This window comes from Azospirillum sp. NS33 (assembly GCF_059703765.1).
Genome location: NZ_BAAKJB010000002.1, coordinates 269538 through 291104 on the forward strand (window position 1 = coordinate 269538; position 21567 = coordinate 291104).

At 70.4% G+C, this 21567-nt stretch carries 22 protein-coding genes, 2 tRNA genes and 1 riboswitch; of the genes, 11 read left to right on the forward strand and 13 right to left on the reverse strand.

Annotation, left to right across the window (positions count from 1 at the left end):
• Nucleotides 1-74: 74 nt before the first annotated feature.
• The 6 genes from AC6H2I_RS03855 to AC6H2I_RS03880 form a co-directional block, all read right to left on the reverse strand.
• Nucleotides 75-1610 carry a TRAP transporter large permease gene (locus AC6H2I_RS03855; RefSeq protein WP_497499250.1) on the reverse strand — a complete coding sequence of 512 codons (1536 nt, stop codon included), beginning with the start codon at nucleotides 1608-1610 and terminating at the stop codon, nucleotides 75-77.
• A gap of 19 nt (nucleotides 1611-1629) precedes the next feature.
• The gene (locus AC6H2I_RS03860; protein WP_497499251.1) at nucleotides 1630-2169 is read right to left on the reverse strand and encodes a TRAP transporter small permease subunit; all 540 of its coding nucleotides are present in this window, start codon (nucleotides 2167-2169) and stop codon (nucleotides 1630-1632) included.
• A 214-nt stretch (nucleotides 2170-2383) separates the two neighbouring features.
• The gene (locus AC6H2I_RS03865; protein ID WP_497499252.1) at nucleotides 2384-3127 is read right to left on the reverse strand and encodes an arginyltransferase; all 744 of its coding nucleotides are present in this window, start codon (nucleotides 3125-3127) and stop codon (nucleotides 2384-2386) included.
• A 49-nt stretch (nucleotides 3128-3176) separates the two neighbouring features.
• Nucleotides 3177-4202 carry an alpha-E domain-containing protein gene (locus tag AC6H2I_RS03870; protein ID WP_497499253.1) on the reverse strand — a complete coding sequence of 342 codons (1026 nt, stop codon included), beginning with the start codon at nucleotides 4200-4202 and terminating at the stop codon, nucleotides 3177-3179.
• Nucleotides 4199-5674 carry a circularly permuted type 2 ATP-grasp protein gene (locus AC6H2I_RS03875; protein WP_497499275.1) on the reverse strand — a complete coding sequence of 492 codons (1476 nt, stop codon included), beginning with the start codon at nucleotides 5672-5674 and terminating at the stop codon, nucleotides 4199-4201. The genes AC6H2I_RS03870 and AC6H2I_RS03875 overlap by 4 nt, the downstream gene beginning before the upstream one ends.
• A 194-nt stretch (nucleotides 5675-5868) precedes the next feature.
• Nucleotides 5869-6936 carry a flagellar motor protein MotB gene (locus tag AC6H2I_RS03880; RefSeq protein ID WP_497499254.1) on the reverse strand — a complete coding sequence of 356 codons (1068 nt, stop codon included), beginning with the start codon at nucleotides 6934-6936 and terminating at the stop codon, nucleotides 5869-5871.
• A 257-nt stretch (nucleotides 6937-7193) separates the two neighbouring features.
• On the opposite strand from AC6H2I_RS03880, the gene AC6H2I_RS03885 reads away from it, so the two are divergent.
• Nucleotides 7194-7673: a flavin reductase family protein gene (locus tag AC6H2I_RS03885; RefSeq protein ID WP_497499255.1), complete on the forward strand. Its 480-nt coding sequence runs from the start codon at nucleotides 7194-7196 to the stop codon at nucleotides 7671-7673.
• A gap of 37 nt (nucleotides 7674-7710) precedes the next feature.
• Here the strand turns inward: AC6H2I_RS03885 and AC6H2I_RS03890 are convergent, their stop codons facing one another.
• The 4 genes from AC6H2I_RS03890 to AC6H2I_RS03905 form a co-directional block, all read right to left on the reverse strand.
• The gene (locus tag AC6H2I_RS03890; RefSeq protein ID WP_497499256.1) at nucleotides 7711-8532 is read right to left on the reverse strand and encodes a universal stress protein; all 822 of its coding nucleotides are present in this window, start codon (nucleotides 8530-8532) and stop codon (nucleotides 7711-7713) included.
• A gap of 89 nt (nucleotides 8533-8621) precedes the next feature.
• Nucleotides 8622-9590, reverse strand: coding sequence for an ABC transporter substrate-binding protein (locus tag AC6H2I_RS03895; protein WP_497499257.1), 969 nt, complete (start codon nucleotides 9588-9590; stop codon nucleotides 8622-8624).
• 6 nt (nucleotides 9591-9596) lie between these two features.
• The gene (locus tag AC6H2I_RS03900) at nucleotides 9597-10361 is read right to left on the reverse strand and encodes an ABC transporter permease (protein ID WP_497499258.1); all 765 of its coding nucleotides are present in this window, start codon (nucleotides 10359-10361) and stop codon (nucleotides 9597-9599) included.
• A complete protein-coding gene (locus tag AC6H2I_RS03905) occupies nucleotides 10358-11119 on the reverse strand; it encodes an ABC transporter ATP-binding protein (protein WP_497499259.1) in 762 nt (253 codons plus the stop codon). The genes AC6H2I_RS03900 and AC6H2I_RS03905 overlap by 4 nt, the downstream gene beginning before the upstream one ends.
• Nucleotides 11112-11220, reverse strand: a riboswitch (TPP riboswitch). (Overlaps the previous gene by 8 nt.)
• Before the next feature lie 92 nt (nucleotides 11221-11312).
• Here AC6H2I_RS03905 and AC6H2I_RS03910 point away from each other — a divergent pair.
• The 8 genes from AC6H2I_RS03910 to AC6H2I_RS03945 all read left to right on the forward strand — a co-directional run bounded on the left by AC6H2I_RS03910 (nucleotide 11313) and on the right by AC6H2I_RS03945 (nucleotide 16471).
• Nucleotides 11313-12434, forward strand: a complete 1122-nt coding sequence (locus AC6H2I_RS03910) for an acetoin utilization protein AcuC (RefSeq protein WP_497499260.1) — start codon at nucleotides 11313-11315, stop codon at nucleotides 12432-12434.
• Between the two features lie 199 nt (nucleotides 12435-12633).
• Entirely contained in the window at nucleotides 12634-13218 is a 585-nt protein-coding gene (locus tag AC6H2I_RS03915) for a hypothetical protein (RefSeq protein WP_497499261.1), read from the forward strand.
• Nucleotides 13218-13757, forward strand: coding sequence for a hypothetical protein (locus tag AC6H2I_RS03920; RefSeq protein WP_497499262.1), 540 nt, complete (start codon nucleotides 13218-13220; stop codon nucleotides 13755-13757). Before AC6H2I_RS03915 ends, AC6H2I_RS03920 begins: the two co-directional genes overlap by 1 nt.
• Nucleotides 13758-13905: 148 nt before the next feature.
• Nucleotides 13906-14391, forward strand: a complete 486-nt coding sequence (locus AC6H2I_RS03925) for a DUF192 domain-containing protein (protein ID WP_497499263.1) — start codon at nucleotides 13906-13908, stop codon at nucleotides 14389-14391.
• Between the two features lie 50 nt (nucleotides 14392-14441).
• On the forward strand, nucleotides 14442-15911 hold the full coding sequence (locus tag AC6H2I_RS03930) for an oligosaccharide flippase family protein (protein WP_497499264.1): 1470 nt from the start codon (nucleotides 14442-14444) through the stop codon (nucleotides 15909-15911).
• A 61-nt stretch (nucleotides 15912-15972) separates the two neighbouring features.
• Nucleotides 15973-16049, forward strand: a tRNA-Pro gene (locus tag AC6H2I_RS03935).
• 36 nt (nucleotides 16050-16085) lie between these two features.
• Nucleotides 16086-16382 (forward strand): ETC complex I subunit, encoded by a 297-nt coding sequence (locus AC6H2I_RS03940; protein ID WP_497499265.1) that lies wholly within the window; start codon nucleotides 16086-16088, stop codon nucleotides 16380-16382.
• A gap of 12 nt (nucleotides 16383-16394) precedes the next feature.
• Nucleotides 16395-16471, forward strand: a tRNA-Arg gene (locus AC6H2I_RS03945).
• Nucleotides 16472-16539: 68 nt separating this feature from the next.
• Here AC6H2I_RS03945 and AC6H2I_RS03950 read toward each other — a convergent pair.
• From AC6H2I_RS03950 to metC, 3 genes are all read right to left on the reverse strand, one after another.
• On the reverse strand, nucleotides 16540-16737 hold the full coding sequence (locus tag AC6H2I_RS03950) for a hypothetical protein (RefSeq protein WP_497499266.1): 198 nt from the start codon (nucleotides 16735-16737) through the stop codon (nucleotides 16540-16542).
• A 775-nt stretch (nucleotides 16738-17512) separates the two neighbouring features.
• A complete protein-coding gene (gene hisI, locus AC6H2I_RS03955; RefSeq protein WP_497499267.1) occupies nucleotides 17513-17965 on the reverse strand; it encodes a phosphoribosyl-AMP cyclohydrolase in 453 nt (150 codons plus the stop codon).
• A gap of 8 nt (nucleotides 17966-17973) precedes the next feature.
• Nucleotides 17974-19149, reverse strand: coding sequence for a cystathionine beta-lyase (gene metC, locus AC6H2I_RS03960; protein WP_497499268.1), 1176 nt, complete (start codon nucleotides 19147-19149; stop codon nucleotides 17974-17976).
• Between the two features lie 247 nt (nucleotides 19150-19396).
• Here metC and AC6H2I_RS03965 point away from each other — a divergent pair, with 247 nt between their 5' ends.
• Both AC6H2I_RS03965 and AC6H2I_RS03970 read left to right on the forward strand, forming a co-directional pair.
• Complete coding sequence (locus AC6H2I_RS03965; protein ID WP_497499269.1) at nucleotides 19397-20422, forward strand: amino acid ABC transporter substrate-binding protein; 1026 nt, start codon at nucleotides 19397-19399, stop codon at nucleotides 20420-20422.
• A gap of 115 nt (nucleotides 20423-20537) precedes the next feature.
• A partial coding sequence (locus AC6H2I_RS03970) for an amino acid ABC transporter permease (protein ID WP_497499270.1) occupies nucleotides 20538-21567 on the forward strand: 1030 nt, incomplete at its 3' end.

Here is a 21567-nt window from a genome sequence, read left to right on the forward strand (position 1 = left end):
TTTTGTGGACACAGCCCGGCGGCTTCGGCCGTGGCGCGGTGTGCTCCCCCGGCCGGAGCCGGGGGACGGGGCGCTCACTGGATCTGCTGTTGGAGCTGACGCATGATGTCGGCGCCGGGGTCGTAGGGCGCCGGCGCTTCGCCCTCGGGCAGCTCCATGCCCGGGAAGACGGGCGGCGGTTCGTTGTAGTCGAGGGTCGGGATCTCGATGTGGATGGTGTCGAGATCGACCTCCGGCCCCTTCTCGATGCCTGACAGCACCAGCTCCGGGAACAGCAGAACGATCGCCACCATGACGATCTGGATGCACACGAAGGGGACGGCGCCCCAGTAGATCTGCCCGGTGGTGATGCCGTCGATGGTCTTGCCGGTGACCTTGTCGACGTAGGCGTTGCGCGGCGCCACCGAGCGCAGGAAGAACAGGGCGAAGCCGAAGGGCGGGTGCATGAACGACGTCTGCATGTTGACGCTGAGCAGAACGCCGAACCAGATCAGATCGATCCCCATCTTCTCGGCCACCGGGGCCAGCAGCGGCACGATGATGAAGGCCAGCTCGAAGAAATCGAGGAAGAAGGCCAGCAGGAACACCATGACGTTGACGACGATGAGGAAGCCGATCTCGCCACCGGGCAGGCTGGTCAACAGATGCTCGACCCAGAGGTCGCCGTTGACGCCACGGAACACGAGTCCCCAGACCGTCGAGCCGATGAGGATGAAGATCACGAAGGACGAGAGCTTGGCCGTGGAGTCCATCGCCTGGCGCAGCAGCCCGAACGACAGCTTGCGTTTGGCGATGGCCAGGATGATGGCCCCGGTCGCGCCCATGGCGCCGCCCTCGGTGGGCGTGGCGATGCCCAGGAAGATGGTTCCCAGCACCAGGAAGATCAGCACCAGCGGCGGCACCAGCGAGACCAGAACGCGGACCAGGAGCTTGGTGCCGCGCAGGGTGCGCGCCTCCGGCGGCAGCGCCGGTGCGGCCTTGGGATCGATGACCGAGAAGCCGATGACGTAGGCGGCGTAGAGCCCGGTCAGCACAAGGCCGGGGAACAGGGCGCCGGCGTACATGTCGCCGACCGAGCGGCCGAGCTGGTCGGCCATGACGATGAGCACCAGCGACGGCGGGATGATCTGCGCCAGGGTGCCGGACGCGGCGATGACGCCGGTCGCCAGGCGGCGGTCGTAGCCGTAGCGCAGCATGATGGGCAGCGAGATCAGCCCCATCGAGATCACCGAGGCCGCCACCACGCCGGTGGTCGCCGCCAGCAGCGCGCCGACGAACACCACGGCGTAGGCGAGGCCGCCGCGCAACGGCCCGAACAGCTGCCCGATGGTGTCGAGCAGGTCCTCCGCCATGCCCGACCGTTCGAGGATCAGGCCCATGAAGGTGAAGAAGGGAATGGCCAGCAGCGTGTCGTTCTGCATGATCCCGAACACGCGCTCCGGCAGGGCCTGGAACAGCTCGGGCCGCAGCAGCCCCAGCTCCATGCCGAGCAGGCCGAAGATGAGGCCGTTGGCGGCCAGCGCGAAGGCGACGGGGTAGCCCAGGAGGAGGAACGCCACCAGGGCGCCGAACATGAGCGGCGCCATCTCGGCGGTCAGGAATTCGATCATGATGTGTGCATTCCCCGGGTCAGTGGCCGCCGCTCATCTTCTCGCCGGGCTCGTCGATCAGGCCCATCAGGAAGGCGATGCGCTTGATCAGCTCGGACACGCCCTGCAGCAGCAGCAGCAGGAACCCCGCCGGGACCAGCAGCTTGACCGGCCAGCGGATGAGGCCGCCGGCGTTGCTCGACATCTCGCCGATGGCGAAGGAGTCGGAGAACATCGGCCACGACAGCAGCAGGATCAGCAGCACCATCGGGAAGAAGAAGAAGATCGTTCCGAACACATCGACCCAGGCCTGGGTGCGCCTGGAGAAGCGGCCGACGATGATGTCGATGCGGATGTGTTCGTTGCGAAGGAAGGTGTAGCCGGCGCACAGCAGGAACACGGCGGAGAACAGATACCATTGCAACTCCAGCCAGGCGTTGGAGCTGGTGTCGAACAGGTAGCGGATCGACGCGTTGCCGGCGCTGACGAGCACCGCAACGAGAATGAGCCAATAGGCGAGTTGTCCGACGCGGGTGTTGAGCGCGTCGATCAACCTGCTGACGGATAGCAGGACATTCACCGGATGTTCTCCCTGTCCCCGTGCGCCGGGTTGTTGAATTTGTGTGTGCGTCACGCGTCCATCGCGGCGCGTCCGGGCGGCGACCGCGGCAACCGCCAGAATTGGTAGCACCATCGATTTCACTGGGCGGGAATATTTCCCGGATGGCCCCGCCATGCAAGCGTTGCGATGCAGCCCATCGAAAAAGAGACGCTTGACAGGCGTTCGGACGCGCCTAGTCGGCCGCCGGTTCCCCGGGAAGGGCGTGCCACCCCTCCGGCCCCAGCGCCTCGAGCGGCTGGAACCGGGCCTTGTAGGCCATCTTGCGGCTCTGGGCGATCCAATAGCCGAGATAGACATGAGGCAGGCCCTCGGCGCGGGCACGCTCGATCAGGGCGAGGATCAGGAAGGTGCCGAGGCTGCGCGCGTCGGCGTCGGCGTCGTAGAAGCTGTAGACGGCGGAGAACCCGTCGGCAAGGCGGTCGGTCAGCATGCATCCGACCAGCCGCCCGGTGCCGTCCCGCGCCTCCAGGAGGCTGGTGTCGGCGCGCCCCTCGTCGACCATGGCGGCGAAATCCGCCATGGCCATCCGCGCCATGTCGGAATCGCCGTGCCGGGAGGCCTGGTAGGCGGCGAACAGCCGATACTGCTCGCCGGTGGCGGCGGCGGGCGCCTCCGCCAGGTGGAGGTCGGCGTTGGCCCGCTGGACCCGGCGCAGCGAGCGCGACAGGCGGAAGGCGGCGATCGGGATTCGCACGGGAACGCAGGCCTGGCAGTTCGGGCAGACCGGGCGGTAGACGATGTCATGGCTGCGCCGGAAGCCGGCACGCGACAGGGTCGAATTGACCTCCGCCGTGAAGGGGCCGGCCAGCCGGGTGAACAGCTTGCGTTCCACCCGGCCGGGCAGATAGGGGCAGGGCATCGGCCCGGATCGGAAGAACTGCTGAAGCGGCCGCGTCTGCGGCGAAATGATCGACATGCCCGAACCCTGTTGGCCCAACCCCGTTGCCCCGAGCGATGGCCAGGCCCTAGCCGGCCTGGCCCTGCGTCTGCGCCATCCCACCGCCACCGGCGAGCGCGACACCCGCTTCGGACTCGGCGGCCGCCCGCTCCTGTCCGAAGAAGGCGTAGCCGATCTCTTCGGCGACGCTGCCAAGCTGCAACTGCACCCAGTCCAGATACTCGTGCAGCCCGTCGCGGATGACCGCCTCGATGGGCCGCGACAGCAGGGCCGCCAGCAATTCGTCCACCTTCTCCATGGCCTCGCTGCCGCGGCGCAGATTGTAGCGCGACTTGAGGCGGGTGAGCACCCCGTCCATCTGCCGTACGCACATGACCACGGACCGCGGGAAGCCTTCGTTGAACACCATGAAGCCGGCGACCGTGGCCGGGGTCATGCCGCGCGGGTAGACCCGCCGGAAGGCGTGGTAGCCCGCCGTCGAGCGCAGCACGGTGAACCACTGGAACATGTCCAGGCTCGATCCGTCGTCGGCCGAGGCGGGAAGCAGCGTGTGGTACTTGATGTCGAGAAGGCGCGTGGTCTGGTCGGCGCGCTCGATGTACTTGCCGAGCTGGTAGAAGTACCATCCCTGGTCGCGGTAGAACGTGCCCTCGGTGATGCCGGTGTGGGTCTGGCAGGCCTCCTTGATCCAGGCGCACACGCGGCTCAGGTTCTGCACCGTCACGTCCTTCGCCCGCAATTCCAGCAGGCGGTTGTAGAGCACGTTGAGCTGCGTCCACATCTCTGTCGAGATCCACGGCCGCAAGGTCCGGGCGTTGAACCGCGCGACGCGGATGACCGACACCAGCGAGTTCATGTGGGCCTGGTCGAGGACGTAGTAGTGGATCACCGTTTCGGACGTCGCGCGGTCGTGGCGGCTGAAGAAATCGGCCTCGTCGGCGTTGAGCTGGACGATGCTCAGCCAGTTCGAGGCGCCGCGCTTGTCGCGGGCGAAGGTCTCGTGGACGTCGAGGATGCGCGCCAGGTTCTCGGCGCGCTCCATGTAGCGGGCCATCCAGAAGATGGACTCGGCATAGCGGGCGAGCAGGTTCACGGGGCGTGTCCCTCTGTCTTGGCGATGTCGTTGCCGTCTCCGGCGCCGTCCTCCAGGACCCAGGTGTCCTTGGATCCGCCCCCCTGGGAGGAGTTGACGATCAGCGTCCCCTTCTTGAGGGCCACCCGCGACAGCCCGCCGGGCAGCACCCAGGTCTTGCTGCCGGTGACCGCGAACGGGCGGAGGTCGACGTGGCGCGGCTCGATCCCGTCGGGGGTGAGGGTCGGGCAGACCGACAGGTCGATCAGCGGCTGGCTGATGTAGTTGGCGGGATCGGCCAGCAGCTTGGCCCGGCAGTCGTCGAGCTGCGCCTTCGTGGCGCGCGGGCCGATGGTGATGCCGTAGCCGCCGGCCTCGCCGACCGGCTTGACCACCAGCTCGTCCAGGTGGTCGAGCGTGTATTGCAGGGACTCCGCCTCGCGGCAGATCCGGGTGTCGACGTTGGGCAGGATCGGGTCCTGGTCGAGGTAGTACTTGATCATCCGCGGCACGTAGCAATACACGGCCTTGTCGTCGGCCACCCCGGTGCCGATCGCGTTGGCCAGGGCCACGTTGCCCTTGCGGTACGCCTCGAGGATGCCGGGCACGCCCAGCAGGCTGTCGGGGTTGAAGGCCCGCGGGTCGAGGAAGTCGTCGTCGAGTCGGCGGTAGATGGAATGGACCGGGGCCAAGCCGTCCGTCGTCTTCATGTAGACGCGGTCGTTCTCGACCACCAGGTCGCGCCCCTCGACCAGCGGGACGCCCATTTCCCGGGCCAGGAAGATGTGTTCGAAATAGGCGGAGTTGAACGCGCCCGGCGACAGCAGAACCACCTCCGGATCGCCGACCTCCGACGGGGCGATCTCGGCCATGACGTCGAGCAGACGGTGGCCGTAGTCGTCGACCCGGCGGATGCCGATGTCCTGCATCAGGTCCGGAAAGACCCGCTGCATCATGTGGCGGTTCTCCACCACGTAGGAGACCCCCGACGGAACGCGCCCGTTGTCCTCCAGCACGCGGAACGCGCCGTCGCGGTCGCGCACCAGATCGGTGCCGTTGATGTGGATGTAGGTCCCGAACGGCACCTTCAGCCCCTGCACCTGGGGGCGGTAGTTGGGGTTCCCCAGCACCAGTTCGGCCGGGATCACGCCGTCCTTCAGGATCTTCTGGTCATGGTAGATGTCATGCAGGAAGAGGTTGAGCGTCGCCACCCGCTGCACGATTCCGGCTTCGAGATGCGCCCATTCCTGCGCCGAGAGCACGCGCGGAACGATGTCGAACGGCAGGATGCGGTCGACCGCCTCCTTTTCCGAGTAAACCAGGAACGTGATTCCGAGATTGTACAGTTCACGTTCGGCATCCGACGCACGCCGCGTCAGCTCTTCAAAATCAAGCCCGCCGATCCGCGACCGGATGATTTCCGTATGACGGGCGGGAGCGGCAGAACTCCCGAACAATTCATCAAAATAAACTCCGCTGTCATAGGACGACAAAAGGTCGATGACCCTCGGTTCGGTTCCACTCACCGGCTCCCCCGCTTCGCAACCCTTTGTGAACGCTCATCGCACGCTTCGGTGCTTTCGGGGAGTATGAACCAAGTGTTCGTGACTTGAACAGGGGCAAGCTGCGGTGGCGTGTGACGGCTGCCATACTGCATACACGCGCGGCAGACGTTCGTGGTACCGCCTTAATTCTGTGCAGCGTCGCCCCTCGCCTGGGTTTCGCGCAGCAGAACGATGGAGATCCGGCGGTTTTGCGGCGACGCCGGCTGGTCCGGCACCAGGAGGTCGCGGTCGGCGCGGCCGACCACGTCCTGGACGCGCGCGTCGGGGATGCCGCCGGCGACCAGGGCGCGGCGCAGGGCGTTCGCCCGCTCGCTGGACAGGTCCCAGTTGTCGCGCCCGGCGTTGGCGGCGAAGGGCACGGCGTCGGTGTGGCCGGTGATCGACAGCCGGTTCGGCAGCTTCGACAGCACCTGGGCCAGCTGCGTCACCAGCTGCCGGGTCTGCGGGAACATCTGGCTGGACCCGCCGGGGAACATGGACACGCGGTCCTGGTCGACGATCTGGATGCGCAGGCCTTCCGGGGTCTGGTCGATCATCAGGTTCTGGGCCAGCGGCTCCAGTTCGGGAATCGACTGGATGGCCTGGCGGATCTCGGCCGCCGCCTGCTGGAACTGCTGCGCCTCGCTCTGCCCGATGTTCAGCACGTCCGAGGCCTCGTGCACCCGGTCGGCGAAGTCCGACAGGGTCTCGCCCGGTTTCTGCCCGGGCTGGCCCACCTGTTCGGCCATCTGCTCCAGCCGCTCCTGGTATTCGAACCGGGTCTCGTTGGGCCGTTGCTCGGCGGCGTCGCCGGTGTTGGGACCGCCGCTGGCCGCGGGTTCGTCCAAATCGTCCTCGGGGTCGGTCTCCGTGTCCTGATTGCCGGGCGGCCCGCTGCTCGGCACGTCCGCGGACATCGGCGACGACGGGGACATCTGGGCGCCCGGGGCGGTGATGGTCTGGCCGCCCAGCAGGCCGCCCGACCCGGAGGTTTCGCGGCTCACCGAAACCGGCGCGAAATAGTCGGCGATGCCCTTGCGCTGGTCGCTGGTGGTGACGTTCAGCAGCCACAGCAGCAGGAAGAACGCCATCATCGCCGTCACGAAATCGGCGTAGGCGACCTTCCACGCACCACCGTGGTGACCGCCGTGCCCGCCCTTCTTCTTCTTGATGATGATCGGCTGCTCGGTGCCGGCGGGGGTGGCGGACATCGGGACCAATCGTCAATGAAGGAGCGGGACTGGGGCGCCGCGGGTGGCGCCCGGAGGCACGCGCGCGCCCCACGGCACGGTGTCCGTTCTTCCTTAAGATCCGTTTAATGGTGCCGGCGCCCGGCCCGCGGCGGCGCTCGCGACGGGGGATCGGGAAGGAATGGGGACAAGCGCCTTGCGCTGGCGCCCCGGGGTGGGATAATCCGGCCGGCCCAACCGCCCGTCCGCACCCCGTCCATGTCCGACCACAGGCTGCCATGACCATCGATCCCCGGGCGTTCCGCGACGCCCTCGGCACGTTTGCCACGGGTGTGACCGTGATCACCACCCGGTGCCCCGACGGCACGCCCGTGGGCGTGACGGTCAACTCCTTCTCCTCGGTGTCGCTCGACCCGCCGCTGGTCCTGTTCTGCCTCGGCCGCGCCTCGCGGTCCTTCGACGTGTTCGCCCACGGCACCTGCTTCGCCGCCAACGTGCTGGCGGACGATCAGGGGGACCTGTCGTCGCGCTTCGCCCGCCGCGATGAGCAGGACCGCTGGGAGGGCGTCGGCGTCGAGGAGTGGGAGACCGGTGCGCCGGTGCTCCAGGGCTGCCTTGCCAACCTCGACTGCACCAAGGAGGCGGTCCACGACGGCGGCGACCATGTCATCCTGGTCGGCCGCGTGCGCCGCCTGGGGGCCCGGCAGGACGGCGGGCCCCTGCTGTACTTCCGCGGCGCCTACGCCACCCTGGCCTGACGCGACGGCCGGCGCGGCGGGGGCGGCTCCCGCCGCCTCAATGGGACATCAGCACCGGGATGCGGGCGTGCTGGAGGATGGTGCGCGTGGCTCCGCCCAGCACCATCTCGCGCAGGCGGGAATGGCCGTACGCACCCATCACCACCATGTCGGCCTTGAGGTCGTGGGCGCGCGCCAGGATGGTCTCACCGATGTCACCGCCGCGGTGCGTCTCCGCGTGGTGCTGCGAGCGCACGCCGTGGCGCTCCAGGAAGATCATGGGGTCGCGGCCGCTGTCGCCGGTGTGGCCGGGGGCGTCGATGGTCAGCACCGTCACCTTGTCGGCGGCCTGGAGGATCGGCAGGGAATCGCGCAGGGCGCGGCCGGCCTCCCGGGTGTTCTTCCAGGCGACCATCACGTGGCGCCCGAAGCCGTCGGTCTTGCCGTCATAGGGCAGCACCAGGGCGGGGCAGGGGGCGTCGAGGGGGAGGCGGTCGGGCACGTGCAGCAGCACGCGGTCCTCGATGTAGGCGGGATGGGACTGGGTGATCACCGCCAGGTCGGCGTAGGTGGCGCGGGCCGCCAGGAGCTCCTCATGGTCGCCCTCGACCACCGCCCAGGCATAGGAGCAGTCCTTCAGGGACTGGCGAACCTCGTGCTCCACCTCCGCGGCCTTCTCGTGGGCGATGGCGGTCGCCTCGGCGATGTAGGCGTAGGACGCGCCGCGCCCGGTCACGGCCGCCGGCATGTGGACCGGGGTGGCGATGTACAGCACATCCACGAAGGCATCGAACCGCTTGGCGAGCGACGCCGCGACGTCGAGCCGAGCGCCATGGCGCTCGTCGTTGGACATGTGCAGGAGGATGGACTTGATCGACATGGCTACCCGCTCGTTCGCTGTTTCCTGGACCCGCTGGGCGTTCCCCTAGGTAACGCCCAGCGGCACCGGATGGCAACGCCGTGGGCCGTCTAGCGCACGGAGACGGTGTAGTTTTCCACGGGCTGGACGCTCTCGATCAGGCCGCGCTCCTTGAGAAAGCCCGCGAAAGCGCGGTAGCGGTCGGGATTGACATCGGCCGGCTGGTGGGCGAAGCGCATCAGCGTGTCGGCCCACGCGCGCCGGTTCAGCTCGTCGTTCAGCTCCGGGCGGTCCTTGATGAAGGCGGCGTGGGCCTCCTCGCGGTGGTTCAGGATGTAGAGGGTGGCGCGCTGCACCGCGGCCAGGAAGCGGGGAAGGCGCGGGTCGCCGGTGCGGTCCTTGTGGGCGACGATGATCAGCTCGTCGTAGACCGGCACGCCCTCCTCCTCCGGGTAGAAGGCGCGGCCCTGGCGCTCCTCGATGGCCAGTTGGTTGAGCTCGAAGTTGCGGAAGGCGCCGATCACCGCGTCGACCTGGCCGGACAGCAGGGCCGGCGACAGGGAGAAGTTGACGTTCACCAGGGTGACGTCGTCCAGGCGCAGCCCGGCCTTGTCGAGCATCGCCCCCAGCAGCGCCTCCTCGAACCCGCCGACGGAGAAGCCGATCTTGCGGCCCTTGAGGTCGGCCAGCGTCTTGACCGGCCCGTCCGCCAGCACCACCAGGGAGTTCAGCGGCGTGTCGATCAGCGTGCCGACGCGCACCAGGGGCAGTCCCTGGTCGACGTGCATGTGGAGCTGGGGCTGGTAGGAGATCGCAAGGTCCGCCTGGCCGGCGGCGACCAGCTTGGGCGGGTCGTTGGGATCGGCCGGGGCGACCAGCTCGACCGTGAGCCCCTCGTCGGCGAAGAACCCCATCTCCTTGGCGACCACCAGCGGCGCGTGGTCGGGATTGACGAACCAGTCCAGCAGGACGGTCAGCGGCTCGCCGGTCGGGGCGGCCTGGGCCAGGGCCGGCAGGGGAGAGAGGACGGGGGCGAGCAGGGCGGCGGCCAGCGTGGCCGCGGCAAACATCCGCTTCATCGTGGGTCAGTCCTTTTCATCGTCGGGAAGGCGATCGGGTTGCCATGGCAGAACCCGGCGCAACGCGGCGTCCACGCCGGAGTAGAGCGCCACCGCGAAGGCGGCGAGAACGAACAGGGCGGCGAACAGCAGGTCGACCTGCATGCGGGCGTTGGCGTGGAGCATCAGGTAGCCGAGCCCGGCCGATGAGCCCACCCATTCCCCCACCACGGCGCCGATCGGGGCCACGGCGGCGGCGACCCGCACGCCCGATGCCAGCGCCGGCAGGGCGGCGGGCAGCCGCACCTGCCACAGCACGGCGGCCGGCGTGGCGTCCATGGTGCGGGCGAGATCGATCCAGCCGGGGTCGGTGCGCCGCAGCCCGTCGAACAGCGCGGCGGTGACCGGGAAATAGATGATCAAGGTCGCCATGGCGACCTTCGAGGCCATGCCGTAGCCCAGCCACAGCACCAGCAGCGGGGCCAGGGCGAACACCGGGATCGCCTGGCTGACCACCAGCACCGGCAGCAGCCAGCGCCGGGTCATGCGCGAGCTCGCCAGGGCGAGCGCGCTGGCGAAGCCGAGGGCGACGCCCAGGGCCAGGCCCAGCAGGATCTCCGCCAGGGTGTACGCGGCGTGGTGGGCCAGCAGCCCGGCGTGGCGCTGCACCGCCACCGCGACCGCCCCGGGTCCCGGCAGGATGAAGCGGGGCACGCCGCTCAGCCAGACCACGGCCTGCCATCCCGCCGCCAGCACGGCCAGGATGATGGCGGCCCGCAGGGCCCGGCTCATGCCGCCAGCCTCCGCAGCAGTTCGCCCTGCAGCGCCAGCAGCGCGGGGTCGTCGACCGGGCGCGGCGCCACTCCCGGCGGATGCAGCGCCGGCCCGATGGTGGCGGGCTGGCCGGTCATGGCGTGGATGCGGTCGCCGATGCGCAGCGCCTCCAGCGGGTCGTGGGTCACCAGGAGGACGGTGCGCCCGGCCAGCAGCTCCGCCGCCAGGGCCTGGAGGCGGAGCCGGGTGATGGCGTCCAGCGCGGAGAACGGCTCGTCCATCAGCACCAGCGGACGGTCCTCCATCAGCGTGCGGGCCAGCGCCACGCGCTGGCGCTGGCCGCCCGACAGGGCGGCCGGGCGGTCGCCGGCGCGATCCGCCAGGCCGACACGGTCCAGCAGGTCGCGGGCGCGGGCGACCACGGCGGGGGTGCGGGCGGCGCGGCGCAGCCGGGCGCCCAGCAGGACATTGTCGAGCACGCCGAGCCACGGCAGCAGCAGGTCCTGCTGGGCCATGTACGCGATGCGGCCGGCCAGTGGCAGGCCGTCCCCGGTGGCGATCACGGTCGGCGGTTCGGGAGCGGCCAGGCCGGCGATCATGCGCAGGACCGTCGTCTTGCCGACGCCGCTCGGCCCGAGCAGGCAGGTGACCGCCCCCGGCTCCAGCCGCAGGGTGAGATTCTCGTAGAGCGGCGCCCCGCCATAGGTGAGGCGTGCGTTGGCGACGGTGACGGCGAGGGGCGCGTCGGACGACGCGGGTCGGACGGGCGCGTGCATGGCTCACTGGTCCCTACGCCGGTACGAACCGGATCAGGTTCCAGGGGTCGTCCCGGTTGACGGGACCTCTCAGCCGACCATCGGCTCCCCCCAGTGATGTGCCGGGACTATGGCCCAGGCACCCGGTCGCGGCAAGGACCGCTTGACGCCGGGCCGGCCCGCGCCACCACATTGCCGCATGACGGAACCATCGGTGTTCATCGGCAGCGCGATCCACCGCACCCCCGGGTACGGCGCCAAGCACCCGCTGGCGATCCCCCGCCTGGCGACGGTCGTCGACCTCTGCCGCGCCATGGGCTGGCTGCCCGACGCCGCCTACCGCGACAGCCCGATGGCCAGTCCGCAGGACCTCGCCCGGTTCCACGATCCCGCCTACGTCGCCGCGCTGATGCGCGCCGACGCGGAGCAGGCGGTGGACGCCGAAACGGCCCTACGCCACGACCTCGGCCGTCTCGGCAACCCGCTGTTCCCCGGAATGTTCCGGCGCCCGGCCACGGCCGCCGGCGGATCGCTCCTGGGCGCGCGCCTCCTGCTGTCGGGGGCTGCGGCGACGGTTTACAGCCCGGCTGGCGGTACCCATCACGGCCGGCCCGACCGGGCCAGCGGGTTCTGTTACCTCAACGATCCCGTTCTCGCCATCCTGGCGCTGCTCGACGGTGGGCTGGAGCGTGTGCTGTACGTCGACCTCGACGCCCACCACGGCGACGGGGTGGAGGCCGCGTTCGCCGGCGATCCCCGCGTGCTGACGGTGTCCGTGCATGAGGAGGGCCGGTGGCCCTTCACCGGCCGCTCCTCCGACCGGGCCGGCGGCAGCGCCCGCAACCTTCCGGTCCCCGAAGGCTTCAACGACCGGGAGCTGGCCCATGTGGTCGACCACGCGCTGCGGCCCCTCGGCCGGGCCTTCGCCGCCGACGCCCTGGTTCTCCAATGCGGCGCCGACGCCCTCGCCGACGACCCGCTGAGCCGGCTGGCCCTGAGCAACGGGGCGCTGTGGGCGGCGGTGGCGGCGGTCACCGCGCTGGCCCCGCGCCGCCTCGTGCTGGGCGGCGGCGGATACAATCCGTGGTCGGTGGCGCGGTGCTGGGCCGGGGTCTGGGCGACCCTCAACGGGATCGACCCGGCGGTTCCGCCGACGCCCGGCGCCGAGGCGGTGCTGCGGGCGCTGACATGGGCGCGCTCCGCCGGCCGCCGCCCGCCGGAGCGCTGGCTGACCAGCCTGGCGGATCCGCCACACGACGGGCCGGTGCGCGACGCCGTCCGGCGGGTGACCGCGGCGGCCCTGGCGGCGCCGGTGCCGGACACCGCACGGCTGTGACACAAGGGGGTGCCGTGTTGTCGTTGCAGATAATGATAATGCGCGACCGCGACATTCCGCGACATTTCGTTGACGTTTTATGTCGGATGAGCGATTCTCGAACAAGGCGCCAAATGGGCGACGGTGCCGTAGCTGTGGATTGCGCGACACCAGCGTGACGGGTCGAAACCGCCGCGACCGGGGATGGACGGGACACCCCATGTCGAACACGACGATGCTTCTGGTCGCCATCCTGGTCATCATGTCGGTGGCCGTGCCCGTCGCCTTCATCTTGAAAGACCTGATGCCGCGGGCGCTCGAACGCAGCGCCGGCCTGGACAGCCTGCAGAACCGGATCTACGTGCTGCACTCCGAGGCTCACGATCTTCAGGACCGGGTCAACGCGCTGACCTCCCGCCGCAACCAGCAGTCGGGCGAGAAGCACCGCGTCGAAAGCGACATCCGCAAGATGGAGAAGCAGATCACCGACCTCGCGGCACAGCCACCGCTGTTCGTCCACGAGGTGGGGGAGCCGAAGGCGGGGCTGACCAAGTTCGTGGTGTCGGTGAGCCAGGACCGGGCCTCGACCCAGGCCCGCGTCGGCGGCGAGCGGGCCGCGGTGACGCCCATCTGGCGCTACCCCAACGTCGCCGAGGTGTGGGCGCTGACGTTCGAGGAGGCGCGTCAGCTGGTGGAGACCGCCTTTCCCTTCAAGATGGGCTACCAGAAGGCGTTCCAGAAAACCCCCAAGCCCGCGGCCACCGAGGCGCCGCCGTCCGACGACGCCCGCAGGATGGCCGTCTGATGATGCTGAACTTCCTCATCGTTCTGATCATCGTCGCGGTGGCGGCGTGGCTCGGCAACATCATGCTGTCGATGGAGGCGGCGACCAGCCAGGTGCGGGCGCGCATCCGCAACACGCGGGAGGCCGTGTCGAAGCTCGAAGGGACGATCAAGCGCCTCCAGCGCGACGAGGACGCCCTGATCAAGGAGATCGAAAGCCTGGCCGAGGAAACCGTCGCGGTGCGCCACCGCCAGGCCGACTGCCAGACGCGGCTGGCCGAGGCGCAGGCTCGGCGGCGTCCGCACCTGCTGATCCTCACCGATCGCCGCAACCCCTCGGACAAGGAATGGCTGGTGACGGTGACGAACACCCAGGTCCGCGAGGTCGACGCGCACCACCCGCTGGCCCAGGAATGGGCGATCGGCCGCGACTATCTGGTGTGGGCGGAAAACGAACGCGAAGCGGGAGAGCGGGCGCGCCGGCGGTTCGACGCGCGGCCGGGCTACGCGGTGAAGGCCGTCGCACCGGTGCGTGAGGACCTGTATCCGTCGGGACGCTGACGCGCCCCGGTGCCCCGCTGCCGGACCGGACCGGCCTTGGCGGACACACGGTCGTCGGGGGGCCGCCATGTTGCGGTGGACAGGCGGCGGGACCGGCGGCATGGTGCCGACCATTGCCCCCGTCCGCAACCCGAGCGAATGGCGTCCCATGGCCGCACGCGTCTTCACGGTCCTGCTCCTCGCGCTGGCCGCCCTGGCCGGTGCCCCCTTGTCCGGCGCCGTCCCCGCGCTGGCGCTGGAATCCTTCGAACGCTCGTCGGTGACCGTCGAGACGGCGGCGGGCGGGTCCTTCCGTTTCGACGTCGAGATGGCGATCACCCCGGCGCAGCAGGCGCAGGGGCTGATGCACCGGCAGCGGATGGCGGAGGACGCCGGCATGCTCTTCGTCTACGACCAGCCCCAGCCGGCGGCGTTTTGGATGAAGAACACGCTGATCCCGCTGGACATGCTGTTCGTCGGCGGCGACGGCCGCATCGTCAACATCCACGAACGCGCGGTGCCCGGCTCTCTCGACGCCATCCGCTCCGCGGGCCCGGTGAAGGGCATCGTCGAGATCAACGGCGGGATGAGCGCACGCCTGGGCATCCGGGCGGGCGACCGGGTGCGCCATCCCGTGTTCGGCAATGCGCCATGAGCGCCCCGCCGTGGCGGAGCCACGCCGCCGCACCCGGGCACTGAGGCGCCATGACCCTGGGGTCCCTGCTGCACTCCCGCGTGCTGCGCAACACCGGGTGGAACCTGCTCGGTGAAGGGCTGCCGATGGCGGCGGCGCTGCTGTCGATCCCGGTGCTGCTCGCCCACATCGGCCAGGAGCGCTTCGGGGCGCTGACCCTGACCTGGGCGGTGCTGGGCTACCTTGCCATGCTCGACTTCGGCCTGGGACGGGCGCTGACCCAGCGGGTCGCGGCGCAGGCCGCCCAGGGCCGCGCCGCCGCCGCGGCCGGCGAGGTCCGGCTTCCCCTGCTCGTCATGGCCGCCGTCGGACTCCTGTCCGGCGGCGTGGTGTGGGCCACCTCGGACTGGCTGGCGGCCGAGGTGGTGCACGTCTCCGGTCCCTTGCGGGGCGAGGTGGCGCAGGCGTTGCGCCTGGTCGCCGTCAACGTGCCCCTGGCCCTGCTGACCGGCGGCTTCCGCGGCATCCTGGAGGGCGCCCACCGCTTCGACCTGTCGAACGCGGTGAAGGTGCCGGTCGGCGTGCTGAACTATCTCAGCCCGCTGTTCGTGCTGCCGTTCAGCGACAGCCTGCTGGCGGTGCTGGCGGCGGTGACGGTCGGTCGGTTCGCCGGGACCGTCGCCTATGGCCGGCTTGCCGTGCGCGTGCTGCCGGGCGTGTTCGCCGGGGCGGCGGCGGGGCCGGGAGCCCTGCGCGCGGTGCTCGCCATGGGCGGCTGGATGACGGTCAGCAACGTGGTCGGCCCGCTGATGGTCTATGCCGACCGCTTCGTGCTGGCGTCGGTGGTCCCGCTGGCCAGCGTCGCCTGGTACACCACCCCGTTCGAGGTGGTGAGCCGGCTGCTGTTCGTGCCGATCGCCCTGGCCGGGGCCCTGTTTCCCGCCGCTGCCGCGGCCGGCCGCGCCCAGCCCCACCGCCTGGCGGCGTTCCTCGACACCGGCGGGATGGCGGTGCTCGGCGTGTTCCTGGCGGTGCTGGGCGGCGTGCACACGCTGGGGCCCGTGGTGCTGGCGCTCTGGCTGGGGCCGTCCTTCGCCGCCCAGGCGGCGCCGTTGATGGCGATCCTGTCGCTGGGGGTGTTCTTCAACGCCCTGGCCTTCGTGCCGCTGGCGGTGGTGCAGGGGATCGGCCGGGCCGACGCGACGGCGCGCCTCCACCTCGTCCAGCTGCCCGTGTACGTCACGGTTCTGATTCTTGCGGCCAACGCGTACGGTCTGACCGGGGCGGCCATGGCGTGGACGGCGCGGACCTTCGTCGACATGCTGGCGCAATTCGCCCTGGCCCGGCGGGCCGCCGCCGCCGGGTCGTGGCGGGTGCCGGCGCTGGGGGCGGCGACGGGGGCGGTCTACGTGGCGGCGCTGGCGCTCGGCGGAGCGCTGGGGGTGGGCGTGTTGGCGGTCGGCTTCGCGGTGGTGGCGGCGGTGGCGGTGCCGACCCTGCGGCGGGGCCTGACGGGCGGACCGGTGCCGGCGCTGCGCTGAGATGCGCCGCCGCTTCACCTTGCCGCCGCCCCGGTGTTCGTGTATCTCACTGCGACGATGGCGGGGCGTGGCGCAGTCTGGTAGCGCGCCAGTTTTGGGTACTGGAGGCCCCCGGTTCGAATCCGGGCGCCCCGACCAACGGACGAGTCACAGAGCGAGAGGAGATGCAACGCCATGAAGGTCCGGATTTACCAGCCGAGCAAGACGGCCATGCAGTCCGGGCGGGCGAAGACGCATCGCTGGCTCCTTGAGTACGAGATCGAGACGCCGCGCCGCCCGGAGCCGCTGATGGGCTGGATCAGCTCGGGCGACACGCTGAACCAGGTCAGGCTCGGCTTCGAGACCCGGGAGGAGGCCGTCGCCTTCGCCCAGAAGAAAGGGTGGGAGTTCACGGTGCAGGACGCCGCCGCCCGCCGGGTGCGCCCGCGCAACTACGCCGACAATTTCCGCCAAGACCGCCCGCGCATCTGACGGCGGTCCCGGGCGCCCTTAGCTCAGTTGGATAGAGCAACCGCCTTCTAAGCGGTAGGTCGCTGGTTCGAGTCCAGCAGGGCGCGCCATCTCCCGCGCCGCCCGTCCGATCCGGCGCGGCCGGCCCCCCTTGACCGGCGCCCAGTCGGGCGCCCGGTCAGGCGCCGCCGCCCGGCGGGGGCGGCGCCGGGCGGCCCTTGAGCACGCCGGCGACATCCGCCCAGAAGGCCGTGCTTTCCCCGTCGCCGACCTTGGCGGCCGCGTCGGCCTTGGCGCGCGCCTCGCTGCTGGCGGCGGTGCCGTAGCGGCCGACCAGAAGGTTGGCGACGGCCCAGAGGTGATGACGCTCGGACACGGCGGACCTCCCTTCATCAGGTGCGACAGGACCGGTTCCCCTCCGGCCCCCGGGCATCGCACACCCCGGCCTGGCGGCCGGCGTGCGCGGGTACGGCCGTCGTCCGGCCCACCTGACCGAAGTGGGGTGCGCCCCCCCTTCGTCAAGGGCGCTGGCGCTGCTCCACATGGCATAGGCCGACCCACTCCGCCGGGGTGCCTCGTCCGGGTGCACCAGCGTCGGGCGGCGTCGGGCGGCGGGGCGTACGCCGCCGCCGGTGGCGCGGCCCCCGGCGAAAAAAAGGGCCCCCGGCAAGGGAGCCCTGAAGACGTCGTGATAGAGAGGGTTAGAGACAGACCCTTTGTAGAGGACCGCGCGCCGCCGTGGATTGATCGATGTCAAGACGGCGCAAAATACGTCGACACCACCAAAAAAAAGGAGCTTCCGCAAGGAAGCTCCGATGGAAAGTGGATTACAGGGAGGGTTCGAGACCCCCACCTTCTACGCCCGCGGCGGGCGGTCCACGTTGATCCAGGTCAAGAGATGGCGCCACGGCCGTCACCGCCGGGGCGCCGGGGCGCCGGGACAAGCGGCGCGCCGCGATACGCCCGTCCGACACCACCGCGGCCCTGCCGGACGCCCACGAGAAAAACCGGAGGTTCCGAACGGAACCTCCGGTGGAAGTGATAACAGGGAGGGTTAGAGACGAGAACGGTCTACGCCGATCGGCGGAGGCGCACGTTGATTCAGATCAAATCTCCGCCGCATTGCAGCATCGCCCCAGCGTCGGCCCGGGTCACGGCGACGGCGCGGGGTGTTGGGGCCGTCCGTACAACGCGTCCGGCGCCACGGTGACCTCCTGGATGATCGCCAGGGCGCCGTCGCGCTCGGCCCGGTAGAAGCAGGACCGCCGCCCGGTGTGGCAGGCCACGCCGGTCTGGTCGACGAGCAGCAGAAGGGTGTCGCCGTCGCAGTCGACGCGGAAGTCGGTCAGGCGCTGCACCTGTCCCGACGTCTCGCCCTTGCGCCACAGCCCGCGGCGCGAGCGCGACCAGTAGCAGACGCGGCGCGTGGTCAGCGTCTCGATGACGGCGTCGCGGTTCATCCACGCCATCATCAGCACCTCCCCGGTGCCGTCCTGCTGGGCGATGGCGGGAACCAGCCCGTCGGCGTCGAAGTGGATGGCGGCCAGGACCTCGTCGTAGGCGTCCGGCGCGGTGGCGGCCACGGGGGCGATGGGGTCGGTCATGGTTCGGCTCACAGGGCGGCGTTGAGGCGCGCGAATCCGCGCTCCAGATCGGCGATGAGGTCGTCGGGGTCTTCCAGTCCGGCGTGGACCCGCAGCAGCGGACCCGGGTCGCTCCAGGACGTGGCGGTGCGGACGGCGGCGGGACGCACCGGCAGCAGCAGGCTCTCGAAGCCGCCCCAGGAATAGCCCAGACCGAACAGCTCCATGCCGTCGAGCATGGCGGCCAGGGCCGCCTTCGGCACCGGCCTCAGCAGGGCGGCGAACAGCCCGCTGGCGCCACTGAAATCGCGGGCCCACAGGGCGTGGTCGGGGTGGTCGGGGCGGGCGGGATGGAGCAGGCGCTCGACCTCCGGGCGGGCGGCCAGCCACTCGGCCAGCGCCAGCGCCGTCTCCTGGTGTCGTGTCAGGCGGACCGACAGGGTGCGCAGGCCGCGCAGCCCGAGATAGATGTCGTCGGGGCCGGCGCAGGTGCCGAACCGCACGGCGGTCCGCTTCACGGTCTCGAAGCACCCCTCGGCGCACACCATCAGCCCGAGCATGGCGTCGGCGTGCCCCACCAGGTACTTGGTGGCGGCGTGGATGGAGACGTCGACGCCGTGCTCGAACGGCTTGAAGAACAGGGGGGTCGCCCAGGTGTTGTCCATCAGCACGGCGGCGCCGGCGGCCTTGGCGGCGGCCGCGATGGCCGGCACGTCCTGCACCTCGAAGGTGAGCGAGCCCGGGGATTCCAGGTAGACGACGGTGGTGTTGGGACGGATCAGGGCGGCGATGCCGGCGCCGATCCGCGGGTCGTAGTACTCGGTCTCGACGCCGTACCGGGCCAGCACCTCGCCGCAGAAGCGCCGCGTCGGACCGTAGGCGCTGTCGGTCACCAGCACGTGGTCGCCGGCCTTGGTGAAGGCGCTCAGCGCGGTGGCGATGGCGGCGAGGCCGGAGGCCGTGACGACGCCACGGTGGCCGCCTTCCAGGCGGGCGACGGCGGTTTCGAACGCCGCCGAGGTCGGCGTGCCGATGCGGCCGTAGTTGACGCCGTCGAACGGCGCGCGGTCGCTGGCCTCCAGGTCGGCGAGGGTCGGGAACAGCACCGTGGAGGCGTGATAGACCGGCGGGTTGACGATGCCGAAATTCCCCCGGGGGTCACGGCCGGCATGGGTCAGCACGGTGTCCTGCTTGGCGTCCTTCATGGTGTGGTGAACTCTTCGAAAGCCGCGAAAGAGCCATCTTCGCACGCCCCGTCCGGCCCGGCCACCCCTGGCGGACGGCGCGGCCAGGGCCATGGACGGTCCCGGGAAACGCCCGGCGGGGCAGGGAGGATTCGACAACCCGGGAGGGACTGTTACACTCATCGCGTCAACACGCGGCCTCCCGCCGTCCGTTGCGGCGGTCCGGCCACGGATTCATAAGACGCAAAAGAACGGGGTGGAGAACAGCATGAACACAGGTCTTCTCGCCGCAGCCGCCGTCGCGGCGCTCACCGCCGGCGCGGCGACGGGCGCCCAGGCCGGGCCGACGCTCGACGCGATCAAGCAGCGCGGCTTCGTCCAGTGCGGGGTGAACACCGGATTGGCGGGCTTCGGCAATCCCGACAGCGCCGGAAGCTGGACCGGCCTCGACGTCGACTTCTGCCGGGCCTTCGCCGTCGCCCTGTTCAACGATCCCGGCAAGATCAAGTTCACGCCGCTGTCGGCGCAGCAACGCTTCCCGGCGCTCCAGTCGGGCGAGGTCGACGTGCTGTCGCGCAACACCACCTGGACGCTGACCCGCGACACCTCGGTCGGCCTCAACTTCGCCCCGGTGACCTATTACGACGGCCAGGGCTTCATGGTGCCCAAGGCGCTGGGCGTCACCAGCGCCAAGGATCTCGGCGGGGCCACCGTGTGCGTGCAGTCCGGCACCACCACCGAACTGAACCTCGCCGACTATTTCCGGGCCAACAGCATGCAGTACAACCCGGTGGTGATCGAGGCCCAGGACGAGGTGAACGCGGCCTACTTCTCGGGGCGCTGCGACGTGCTGACCACCGACGCCTCGGGCCTTGCCGGCACCCGCGCCTCGGTGGCGCCCAACCCCGCCGACCACGTGATCCTGCCCGAGGTGGTGTCGAAGGAGCCGCTGGCCCCGGCGGTGCGCCATGGCGACGACCAGTGGTTCGACATCGTCAAGTGGACGGTCTACGCCACCATCCAGGCCGAGGAGAAGGGCATCACCTCCGCCAACGTCGACGAGCACCTCGACAGCAAGGACCCGGACGTGCAGCGCCTGCTCGGCGCGTCCCCCGGCATGGGCGCCGCGCTCGGCCTGGACGAGAAGTGGGCCTACAACGTGATCAAGACCATCGGCAACTATGGCGAGATCTACGAGCGCAACGTCGGCGTCGACACGCCGCTCAAGCTGGAGCGCGGCCTCAACGCGCTGTGGACCAACGGCGGCCTCATGTACTCGATGCCGTTCCGGTAAGCCCGCGCCGCCGGTCCCGGGGCTGCGCCGCACGGCCGCGTCCCCGGGGCCTCGCCCGCACCGCCGAGCCCGGGGTCGGTCCGGCGGCGGCCAACCGGCATGAGGAGTCCCGCCTGTGTCCAGTGATGCCCGGGACGACCGCGCCGTCGCGCGCGGCGCCAGCACCCTGTCGCTGAACGACCCCGCGGTGCGGTCGCTCGTCTACCAGATCCTGATGGTGGGCGGCGTCATCCTCGTCGGGTGGTATCTCGTCTCCAACACCCTGGAGAACCTGGCACGCCAGTCGATCGCCACCGGCTTCGACTTCCTGGAGCGCGAGGCGTCCTTCGGCATCGGCGAGAGCCTGATCGACTACCACCCGCGCGACAGCTACGGCTACGCCCTGCTGGTCGGCCTGCTGAACACGCTGAAGGTGTCGGTGATCGGCATCGTCCTGGCCACCATCATCGGCACGGTGGTCGGCGTCGCCCGGCTCTCCAGCAACTGGCTGGTGGCCAAGCTGGCCTCGGCCTATGTGGAGATCGTCCGCAACATCCCGCCGCTGCTGCAGCTCTTCTTCTGGTACGCGCTGGTGACCGAGAGCATGCCGCCGGTGCGCGAGGCCCTGAATCCGCTGCCCGGGGTCTTCGTGAGCCAGCGCGGCGTGTGGTTCCCGGTGCCGGCCGCCGATCCGGTCTGGCCGTGGGTTGGCGCCGCCCTGCTGGCCGGCGTGGCGGTGGCCGTGGTGATGCGGCGCTGGGCGGCGGCGCACCAGGCGCGCACCGGCCAGCCCTTCCCCCGGGGCTGGGCCACCCTCGGCCTGGTGCTCGGGCTGCCGGCCCTGGCCTTCCTCGCCGGCGGCGCCCCCACCGGCATGGACATGCCGGCCCTGGCCGGCTTCAACTTCCGCGGCGGGCTGGCGATCTCGCCGGAGTTCTTCGCGGTGCTGACCGGGCTGGTGATCTACACCGCCGGCTTCATCGCCGAGGTCGTGCGCAGCGGCATCCTCGCCGTCAACTGGGGCCAGACCGAGGCGGCGCGCGCGCTCGGTCTGGCCGGCGGCCAGGTGCTGCGCCTGGTGGTGCTGCCCCAGGCGCTGCGGGTGATCGTGCCGCCGCTGACCAGCCAGTACCTGAACCTGACCAAGAACAGCTCGCTGGCGCTGG

Excerpts from the sequence above, each read along its gene's own strand:
- AC6H2I_RS03855 (WP_497499250.1), bottom strand. The coding sequence starts at position 1,610 with ATGATCGAATTCCTGACCGCCGAGATGGCGCCGCTCATGTTCGGCGCC.
- AC6H2I_RS03865 (WP_497499252.1), bottom strand. The coding sequence starts at position 3,127 with ATGTCGATCATTTCGCCGCAGACGCGGCCGCTTCAGCAGTTCTTCCGA.
- AC6H2I_RS03880 (WP_497499254.1), bottom strand. The coding sequence starts at position 6,936 with ATGTCCGCCACCCCCGCCGGCACCGAGCAGCCGATCATCATCAAGAAG.
- AC6H2I_RS03885 (WP_497499255.1), top strand. The coding sequence starts at position 7,194 with ATGACCATCGATCCCCGGGCGTTCCGCGACGCCCTCGGCACGTTTGCC.
- AC6H2I_RS03890 (WP_497499256.1), bottom strand. The coding sequence starts at position 8,532 with ATGTCGATCAAGTCCATCCTCCTGCACATGTCCAACGACGAGCGCCAT.
- AC6H2I_RS03895 (WP_497499257.1), bottom strand. The coding sequence starts at position 9,590 with ATGAAGCGGATGTTTGCCGCGGCCACGCTGGCCGCCGCCCTGCTCGCC.
- AC6H2I_RS03900 (WP_497499258.1), bottom strand. The coding sequence starts at position 10,361 with ATGAGCCGGGCCCTGCGGGCCGCCATCATCCTGGCCGTGCTGGCGGCG.
- AC6H2I_RS03905 (WP_497499259.1), bottom strand. The coding sequence starts at position 11,119 with ATGCACGCGCCCGTCCGACCCGCGTCGTCCGACGCGCCCCTCGCCGTC.
- AC6H2I_RS03915 (WP_497499261.1), top strand. The coding sequence starts at position 12,634 with ATGTCGAACACGACGATGCTTCTGGTCGCCATCCTGGTCATCATGTCG.
- AC6H2I_RS03920 (WP_497499262.1), top strand. The coding sequence starts at position 13,218 with ATGATGCTGAACTTCCTCATCGTTCTGATCATCGTCGCGGTGGCGGCG.
- AC6H2I_RS03925 (WP_497499263.1), top strand. The coding sequence starts at position 13,906 with ATGGCCGCACGCGTCTTCACGGTCCTGCTCCTCGCGCTGGCCGCCCTG.
- AC6H2I_RS03930 (WP_497499264.1), top strand. The coding sequence starts at position 14,442 with ATGACCCTGGGGTCCCTGCTGCACTCCCGCGTGCTGCGCAACACCGGG.
- AC6H2I_RS03940 (WP_497499265.1), top strand. The coding sequence starts at position 16,086 with ATGAAGGTCCGGATTTACCAGCCGAGCAAGACGGCCATGCAGTCCGGG.
- hisI (WP_497499267.1), bottom strand. The coding sequence starts at position 17,965 with ATGACCGACCCCATCGCCCCCGTGGCCGCCACCGCGCCGGACGCCTAC.
- metC (WP_497499268.1), bottom strand. The coding sequence starts at position 19,149 with ATGAAGGACGCCAAGCAGGACACCGTGCTGACCCATGCCGGCCGTGAC.
- AC6H2I_RS03965 (WP_497499269.1), top strand. The coding sequence starts at position 19,397 with ATGAACACAGGTCTTCTCGCCGCAGCCGCCGTCGCGGCGCTCACCGCC.